This is a genomic window from Bradyrhizobium sp., from assembly GCF_050014615.1.
Classification (GTDB): Bacteria; Pseudomonadota; Alphaproteobacteria; order Rhizobiales; family Xanthobacteraceae; genus Bradyrhizobium.
The window spans coordinates 1-8,880 of record NZ_JBEKCZ010000209.1; the positions used below are offsets into that span (position 1 = coordinate 1).

Sequence of the window (8,880 nt, forward strand, 5' to 3'; positions counted from 1 at the left end):
TCTTTTGCATGCAAGAGCCCTGACACCCCCTCGTCCCAACCGGTATCAAAATAATCCACAGTGGAACGTGACACACTGGAGACAGAGACGTGATCTCGGGGGTAAGTTTGCACCGTGATGAGGGCTGGATCCGGCCCGACTTCAACGGGAAATAGCATGACACACGCGTTGCTTCTAAATCCGTTCAATTCGACCCAGTTTGGTTCAACCCAAGAGTCAACCCAGTCGTCAGCCCAGCCAGCCCAGATCGTCAACCGGCAGATGTCGCGGGCGACACGGTCCACGCCGGTATGCGCCAGTTGCCAGTCCGACGACATCATCGCCCAGGCGACCGCGCAGTGGAGCAATGAACAGCAGGCATGGGAATTGGCCGCCACCTTCGACCAACCGGCGCATTGTGTCAGCTGCAACGGCCCCTGCGGCATCGTCTGGCTGCCGCTGCGCTAGCCCTCGTCACGCGCCAGCCGCCCCCGATTTCCCGGCAAACCTGCTGGGAGCTTTCCCGCGGAAAACGCTACGCCGCGCCGACAAATGTTCGGCGCGACCCGAAGTTCGGGTCTTCACCGAACACCTCGATGCGGTGATCCAGTTCGTCTCGCGCAATATCGAGGGGAATGTCACACAGCGCCGCATAGTGATGGCGCGTGCTTTTGGTTCCGCTCCATCGCAGCGGCAGTTCCGGCAAATGTTCGCTGCCGGTGGCGAGCGGTCTCGCCAGCGTCCAGAACAGAAAGGACAGACGTGCATAGGCCATCCCTTCAAGGCTGGCCACCGAAGCGCCCGGCGGTATCGCAAACATCTCGACGCCGACGATCGGGCCTTCGTCGACCCGCTCGACCATGACATGCGCGGTCGCGCCGAATTGCGTGGCGCGCGCGTATAGCGCGAAATGGGCGGGCGCCCAGCCAGGATAGGCCGGCGGCCCCGGATGAAAATTATAAGCCCCAAAGCCAAGCCGATCCAGCACCTGCGCGGGCACGACGATGCCGGTGGCGTAGGCAATCAGCCGCGCGCGCGCCAGCGTGTCCGGCGCCAGCGCGTCGAGTTCAACAAGCGTTTCCACCGGGACGATGGTCAGGCATGGATTGTGCGTGGACAGAACGGACGCGAAAATCGGCCGCTCCACCCTGCTGGTCAGTAAGATGATCGTATCGAACATCAGATGGCTGTTGGTTGGGTGCGTCTCGCTTCGTCGCGCCCGGGCGGCTTCCGCGAACTATCCGATCCAGTCGCGATAGCGAGCCAGCACGTCGGATGGCGGCCTCTTTTCATCACGAACAGCTAGGGGGTGGTGTCTTGGGTAAGGGTGGCCTTATTCTCGGTCTGGATGCCGGTGGTGGCATTGGTCACGATCGTGCTGATTGTCGCGGAACCGTTTGCACCCAGCGTGAACTGGGAATCGCCGATTCGAAAGGTGCCCTTGGTGGTGATCAGCGCTCGTTGAAACTGCAGGCCGGCGGAGGTCTGCAGCGTGACGTTGGCGCGGTAGCCGCTGACCTTGGTAATCGACATCGTGATCGGCTGATTCTGATAATCCTTGCCGGTCCAGGTGCCCTGATAGCTTGCGGCATTGACGGGGGCGAATTTGTCTCCTGGCGAGATGAGGCTTGGGGTCGCCGCTGTCGAGTAGGAAGACTGCAGGACGCTCATGATACTGCTCATTAGAAACCTCCGTTCATCGCCGCCGCGATAGCGGGCCGCGCCAAGCATCCCTGGCAGAATAAAATTAATCATCAGTTAACTATCTCGAACGACGACCCGGCATCGACGTCCCGATGGATCCGGCGCCGGCTTCGTCGCGTCATCCATGGCCCGTGACCTGCGCGTAAAATCAGGGCCGGCTTGACTGCCGCGCATCATCGACGATTTTTCACTGCGAACGAAAAAAGATCCTGCTTCGCATTTGAGTCTATTTGTTTCCAGGTTGCCCGCTGCTGGCGTTGCGTGAGCAGCACCCAAAACACCGCTGAACACGTCAACAGTTGCGCATCATCGAAGGTTTTTCACCGCGACCGTAAAAATACGGGCTTCGCATTTGAGTCTATTTGTTTCTGCGGTGCTCACCGCTTGAGCAGCACCTAAACATTTTTTAACTCGTCATGCGATGCAGCGTCCGTACCTTCGTGTTTGTAGATGCGTGATTCGCGACTTCCCCACTTCATCCAGCGCCATGACTTGTTCAATGGACGGCGCTTCTTCATAGCGCGGCGAATATCACCATGCGAAGGCGGCTCATCTACAAATCGGTAAGCGGCACGCCGGTTCTGAAGGGAGATTCAGTCGAGCTGAATTTCATTACAGATCCGGCCATCAATCAAGACGATGTCTCGGTGGAGATGAGCCGGTCTGAACTCGAACGCCTGCATCGCAGAATTGCCGATCGATTGTCCCATAAGCAATCCTGCGATTGAGGAACCGATGCCATCAGCAAGAGCGCCCGCACTGAATCGTCGTCAACGCCGGGCCAACGCCAAATTGGGCAATCGATCGGTCAATCCAGCGGCCGCCGGCTTGCTGGAACTGGGACTTGAATGCCAGAGAGCCGGAAAACTTGCCGAGGCCGAGGAGCATTATCGACGGATTTTGGCCATACAGCCGGATCATGCCGACGCACTTCAGTTGATCGGCTCCATCGCCTACCAGGTTGCGCGTTATGACGTCGCCGCCGAATGGATCGGCAGGGCGATAAGGCTGGACCGAAATAACCCGGCCTGGTTTTCCAACCTTGGCCTGGCATTGGAACGCCTGGGCAAGTTTCAGGAATCGCTGGCAAGCCACAACAAGGCACTCGAACTCAAGCCCGACTACGCCGACGCCTTCAATAACCGCGGCACCGTTCTCAACGCGCTGGGTCGGATCGACGAGGCGCTGGAAAGTTACGAAAAGGCCCTGGCGCTGCAACCGAACTACGCCGAGGCTCTCAACAACCGCGGAAACATGCTGCATATCCTCGATCGTCTGGATGAGGCGCTTGCAAGTTACGACCGAGCCCTGGAACTGAAGCCCGACTATGCCGACGCGTTCAATAACCGCGGCAATGTTCTGAGAACCCTTGGTCGCACCGACGAGGCGCTGGCCTGCTACAATGCGGCGACCATTTTGAACCCGAACCTGGCCGCGGCGCTCAATAGCCGGGGCATGATATTGAAGGATATGAATCGATCTGAAGAGGCGCTTGCGAATTTTGACGCAGCCCTCGCGGTGAATCCGGATTTTGTCGAGGCGCACAATAATCGTGCCGTCGTATTGGCTGACGTCAGGAGGTCCGATGAGGCACTGTTGAGCTACGGCAGGGCGCTGGCATTGAGTCCCGGCCTGGTCGCAGTGCTCAATAACCGCGGCAATCTGCTGCAGGAGCTGGACCGAATAGACGAAGCGCTTGCGGATTACGACCAGGCCCTGGCGCTGGAGCCCGACTTTGTCGGTGCGATCAATGGTCGAGGCAGCGCCCTTCAGAAGCTAAATCGTACCCGCGAAGCGGAGCAGGCGCTGCAGCGCGCCATCCAGCTCGCGCCGGATTATGTCGAAGCCTATTGCAATCTCGGAATCGTCTTCACCGACTATGGCCGCCTCGCCGAGGCTGAGGCGGTCATCCGGCATGCCGTCGAGCTCAAGCCAAACCATGTCGCTTCTCTTTCCAATCTCGGAAAGGTGCTGGGCGATCTCGGCAAATATGATGAGGCGGAGGCCGCGATCCGGCGTGCGATCGCGATCAACCCGGATCACGCCGAGGCGCACTTCAATCTCGGAAACGTCCTGATCGCGCTGGACAGGCATGATGAAGCAGAGGCAGTCACCCGACGCGCGATCGCGTTGAAGCCCACTTTGGCCGGGGCCCACCACAATCTCGGCGTCGCCTTGATGGATCTCGGCCGACTGACCGAAGCCCGCGAAGCCGCCGAACGGGCCGTCGCGCTGGCGCCGCGGGAGCCCATGCACTTCCGTCAGTTGGGGGAAGTCAGAAAATACACGGACGGCGATCCTTATTTGACGGCGCTCGAGGTTTTGCTGAGGGATGAAGGCTCCCTCGCGGTCGCCAAACGGACCGAACTGCACTTTGCACTGGCCAAGGCTTACGCGGACATCGGCCGGCCGGAAGACGAGTTCAGGCGGCTCCTGGCGGGCAACAAGCTCAAGCGCGCGCGCATCGAATATGACGAAGCCGCCGTTTTGGGCGTGATTGATCGCACCCAGCAGGTGTTTACGTCCGAATTCATCCGCGCCTCGCACGGCGTCGGCGAACCTTCGCGCAAGCCGATCTTCATCGTTGGAATGCCGCGGTCAGGAACGACCCTGATTGAGCAGATTCTGGCGAGCCACCCTCAAGTGCACGGCGCCGGAGAATTGAAGCTGCTCGATCGCGCCATTATCGATCTCCATTCCGCGATGCGCGGCGCGCCGGCCTATCCGGAACTCGCCTTGCATATGTCGGGCGAACATTTTCGCCAACTCGGCCGGCAATATCTGGCCGGAATCCAGCAACTGGCGCCGGCGTCGTCTCATGTCACCGATAAAATGCCGGCTAATTTTGCTTTTGCCGGACTGATCCACCTCGCCTTGCCAAATGCGACCATCATTCACACCGTCCGGGATCCGGTGGATACCTGCATCTCCTGCTTCTCCAAGCTTTTCACCGAAGGTAATTACCAGACCTATGATCTCACCGAACTCGGACGCTACTACCGGCACTATAAGGCCCTGATGGCGCATTGGCACCGCGTACTGCCGCCCGGGCGTATCATCGACGTGAATTATGAGGATACGGTCGCCGACGTCGAGGCTGTGGCGCGTCGCGTTGTCGCCCATTGCGGCCTGCCGTGGGACCCAAATTGTCTCGACTTCCATCGTACGGAAAGAGTTGTCCGCACCTCGAGCGCCACTCAGGTCAGGAAGCCGATCTATACGAGTTCGATCGGAAGGGGCCACGGCTATGGATCCCTGCTGGAGCCGCTTCTCGCCGAACTGCGGCCGCCGATGTCAGGATCGGACAGCTTGCCGCGCCAGAGCGGCGCGACCGGGTGACGCCAGAGAGGCGGCGAGCGGCGGCTTCAGGCCTTTGGGAACAGCCGGCTCGACGCAATATGGGCGCCTTCGCTCAAGGCGGCCAATTTGGCCCACACGACGTCCTGCGCGACGCGACCGGCACCGGCGGCGCTGTCAAACCCGCAATCCGTTCCAGCGATCACGCGGCAGGGATCGCCAAGCGTCTTGACGACGCGTTCGATCCGCTCGGCGATCACCTGCGGATGCTCGACGAAGTTGGTCAGTGAATCAATGACGCCGGCCACCACGATCTGGTCATCGGCGATCGCCTGCCCTTCAAGGCATCGCACTTCATGGGCATGGCGGGGATTGGCGAACGGCAACACCAGGGCGCCGACATTCATTCGCGCGATCAGCGGCAGGATCGTCTCAAGCGGCACGTCGCGATCGTGCGGTCCCTCGTAATTTCCCCAGCATACGTGCATGCGGACCTTGTCGCGCGGGATGTTGCGCAGCGCCTCGTTGATGGTCGCCACCACGCGCTCGACGAAATCCAGAAAATCGGAAGTCGGGCGATCCTGAAACGAAATGTGGTGCTCCAGCGCAAGATCCGGGCAGTCCAGCTGAAGCAGAAAGCCTTGCGCGACGATCGCTTCGTATTCGACCTGCAGGGCGCGGCCGACGGCGGCGAGATAGGCGTCCTCGGTGTCGTAATACTCGTTGCGGATCGCGGCCACGACGATGCCGGGCGACGGCGCGGTCAGAAACGCCTCCACGAAGCCGCGCTCGCCGGCGCTCGCGCGATCGCTCAGCACGTTGCGAAAATCAACGCATTCTCGGATCGCCTCCGCGACGCCGGCGTAGCGGATTTCGCCGATCGCTTTCGGCGGCGCGAAGCTGCTGACCATTTCCTTGCCGGCATTTTGTTGTTCCAGCGACTGCTTGAAAACCGGGTAGTCCTCGACATCGGCGCGCGGCCACCGCTTCCAGGTGCCGCCAAACCCGGTCATCCGGTGCCGCACATGGAGAAAGAATCCCTCGCGCTGCTGCTCGCCATTGTTGCCGATATCGATCCCGGCCGCGATCTGTTTCGGAACGATCTCCTGCAGGGCGGCATGGCCGGCCTGCTCGATCTCGACCGGATCGACGGATTCCCCCCGCGCTCCCCTGGCATATAGCCGCGTCAAGGCGGGCGGACGGGGCAGGCTTCCGGTATGCGTCGTGAGAATACGATCGTGACTTCGTCGCATGGTTGTTTCAAGGCTCGTTCGGTGAATGATCGCGGGCACGGCGCGAATGCGCCTTCGCCCATCCTACAACCCAAATCCGCTCGCCTACAATCCGTGGATCTGGCCGGCGTCGATCAGCAGGCGGTTGAAGCGGCGGGCTTCGGCGCCGTCCCTGCAGGCATAGAACATCCCGTTGCAGCGAAGCATGATCGCTTTCTGCTCCTCGAACGACGGATCGAGCGGGATGCCGGCGGCTTCCTGGATCACCAGCGGCAGATAGGGCCCGTCGATGGTCTCCATCGCGGTGGGACTTTTGACCGGCTCGAAATTGATCGCATCGATCGCGTAATAGGTCGCGTAATAGCGCGGGTCGTAATTCTCCAGCTTCTTGCCGACGCCGGCCTCGTCGAGGTCGGGATCGAGAACATGCGGCGAGAATTCCGGCTGGTGATCGCCGTACCGCACAATCAAAAACGGCTGCGCCGGAAACTTCTTTTTCAATCCCGCGATGAACGCCGTGTAATCGTCCGCACTCATCGCCTGCCGGCGCAGATATTCATCGACCACCGGCTCGTTGCCGGGCGGGCGCCACGACGGCGTCAGTTCGGGACGGAATCGGGTCTCCCACGGAAAATGATTGGCGGCGAGATAGACGAACATGAACAGCGGCGCCGCCGGCGCCTGCTGCGACATCAGGCCCAGGGCCTTGTCGTAGAAGAAACTATCGGGCTCGACGTCCTTGGCGCCGAGATCGTGGGCGTCGTAGAAATGCTGGATGCCGGTGGTCATCTGAAAACTGCGTGCGCTCATGAATGCGCCAAACGCCGGATACAGCGAAATCGTATCGTAGCCGCAGCGGCGCAGCGCCAGCGGCAGCCCGCGCGCGACGCGGCCCGACGCGATCCGGGTCACAAAATAGGAAAACCGGCCGAACGAACGCGACGACAGCCCGGCGAGCACATTGTATTCGGTAAACCAGCTCGGGCCGCCATTGCTCTCGGCCAGAAATTTGCGCGCCTTGCCGTCGAACGATTTGAAATGGCTGCCATAGCCCTGGGGCACCTTGATGCCATCGGCGCTTCGAATATCGAAGGAGGATTCGTCGTGGATCATGATGATATTCGGCCGCCGCCCGGTCGGATGGCAGGAATCCAGCAGCGGCATATTGAGACGTGCGGTGGCGACCGCGTCCGATTCCATGAAGCCGTAATGGATGAAATCCGACACCGCGGTGACGCCGGAGCGGGAGAATTTCGACAGATAGCCGTCGTCGTAGTAGCCGCGCCAGGCCTCGTCCGGCCAGGCGAAGGCATATCCGACCAGTGCAGCGAGAAACGCCAGCATGCCGGCCGCCGCCGGCAGGCGGCGAATGCGAAACGGATCGAGCCACCACAGCGCATACATCAGCGGGATGGTGACCAAGGCCGCCGAGATCACCGACCAGCGCAGGCCGGGGAAGATCGTGAACAGAAACGCCGCGGTATCGCGGTCGATCACCATCAGATCGACGAAGTTCGCGGTCATCTGCACGATGTCGTGCTTGAGCCGCGACAGCAGGACCAGCACCACGACCAGCGTCAGCGACAGCGCGCCCGACAGCGCCGGACGCCGCAACAGCGCGATCCAGAAGAAGTTCAGGATTCCCCACGACAGCACAAAGCCCGCGCGCGCCGCAAAATCGGTTTCGGTCTGAAACATGACGACGAGCGCCCCGAGATGGGGGGCCGCGACCGCCAGCCACCGCCAGAACCCGACCGAAGCGACCCCTGCGGCGGCGACGGTAGCGGAGGGACCTGGATTTGGCGGCGGCGCCATGGGTTCGTACGCAACGATACCCGGCACGGCCTTTGGGCCTTGGCTGGCGATGACCAGGAGACGCACCCCGCAGCCGGAGTCTGCGGCGTGTCATAAAAATGTAGTGGAAACGTCATGACAGCGCAACAGAAGCGGCTGGCCGGGCGCCGCTTCCGGGCCATTTGAGGCCGTCAACCTTCCTGGACGCGCTCGGTCAGGCCGGCGGCATTAATCCGAGACGCTTGGCGATAATACGATCGACCGTCCGCTTCGGCAGGATGCCCGTAATCAGGTGCCGCATCGGATCCGGCGTGACCTGGTAACGGACCTTGGGGTTTGCCGATGTCAGGGCATCGGCGATCACTTCGGCGATCTTCTCGGCCGGCAATCCGATTTCACTCAGGTGCTTGGTGTAGGCGCGGATTTTTTCAAGCGCCGGCGCATAGGGTGAATTCTCGTAGCCGGAAAGTTCCTCGGTCTTGCCCCAGATCGGGGTTTTCACCGCACCTGGCGCTACGATGATGACGTCGATGCCGAACAGCATCATTTCGCGGCGCAGACTCTCTGACAGGCCCTCGATCGCGTGCTTGGACGCCGAATAGGCCGGGGTCAACGGATTGCCATTCTTGCCCGCGACCGAGCTGATCATCACGATCCGCCCTTTCGGCCCCTTCAGCGTCGGATCGGAGCCGAGCAGCGGACCGAAGGCCTGGGTGGCGATGATCGGGCCGATGACATTGACCTCCATCTGCTGGCGGAATTTGTCGGCCGAAAGCTCCAGCACCGGTCCCGCCACCGCGATGCCGGCATTGTTGACCAGCCCGGTGAGCGTTTCACCCGCCAGCGCCGTGCGAACCTCGCGCGCGGCCGCCAG

Annotated in this window: 7 protein-coding genes; 2 read left to right on the forward strand and 5 right to left on the reverse strand. The window is 61.3% G+C overall.

Annotated features, from left to right (window positions below; translation table 11 throughout):
• Nucleotides 1-156 precede the first annotated feature (156 nt).
• On the forward strand, nt 157-447 hold the full coding sequence (locus ABR948_RS24975; protein ID WP_428123133.1) for a hypothetical protein: 291 nt from the start codon (nt 157-159) through the stop codon (nt 445-447).
• 67 nt (nt 448-514) lie between these two features.
• On the opposite strand, the gene ABR948_RS24980 is transcribed toward ABR948_RS24975, so the two are convergent.
• Nucleotides 515-1,159 carry a formyltransferase family protein gene (locus ABR948_RS24980; protein WP_428123134.1) on the reverse strand — a complete coding sequence of 215 codons (645 nt, stop codon included), beginning with the start codon at nt 1,157-1,159 and terminating at the stop codon, nt 515-517.
• A gap of 122 nt (nt 1,160-1,281) precedes the next feature.
• The gene (locus ABR948_RS24985) at nt 1,282-1,734 is read right to left on the reverse strand and encodes a hypothetical protein (protein ID WP_428123135.1); all 453 of its coding nucleotides are present in this window, start codon (nt 1,732-1,734) and stop codon (nt 1,282-1,284) included.
• A gap of 684 nt (nt 1,735-2,418) precedes the next feature.
• Here ABR948_RS24985 and ABR948_RS24990 point away from each other — a divergent pair.
• Nucleotides 2,419-5,022: a tetratricopeptide repeat-containing sulfotransferase family protein gene (locus ABR948_RS24990; protein ID WP_428123137.1), complete on the forward strand. Its 2,604-nt coding sequence runs from the start codon at nt 2,419-2,421 to the stop codon at nt 5,020-5,022.
• 26 nt (nt 5,023-5,048) lie between these two features.
• On the opposite strand, the gene ABR948_RS24995 is transcribed toward ABR948_RS24990, so the two are convergent.
• The 3 genes from ABR948_RS24995 to ABR948_RS25005 form a co-directional block, all read right to left on the reverse strand.
• Nucleotides 5,049-6,233 carry a uroporphyrinogen decarboxylase/cobalamine-independent methonine synthase family protein gene (locus tag ABR948_RS24995; protein ID WP_428123138.1) on the reverse strand — a complete coding sequence of 395 codons (1,185 nt, stop codon included), beginning with the start codon at nt 6,231-6,233 and terminating at the stop codon, nt 5,049-5,051.
• Nucleotides 6,234-6,317: 84 nt separating this feature from the next.
• Nucleotides 6,318-8,027, reverse strand: a complete 1,710-nt coding sequence (locus ABR948_RS25000) for a sulfatase-like hydrolase/transferase (protein ID WP_428123139.1) — start codon at nt 8,025-8,027, stop codon at nt 6,318-6,320.
• A 193-nt stretch (nt 8,028-8,220) separates the two neighbouring features.
• Nucleotides 8,221-8,880, reverse strand: a 660-nt coding sequence (locus tag ABR948_RS25005) for an SDR family NAD(P)-dependent oxidoreductase (protein WP_428123141.1), incomplete at its 5' end; no start/stop codon positions are given.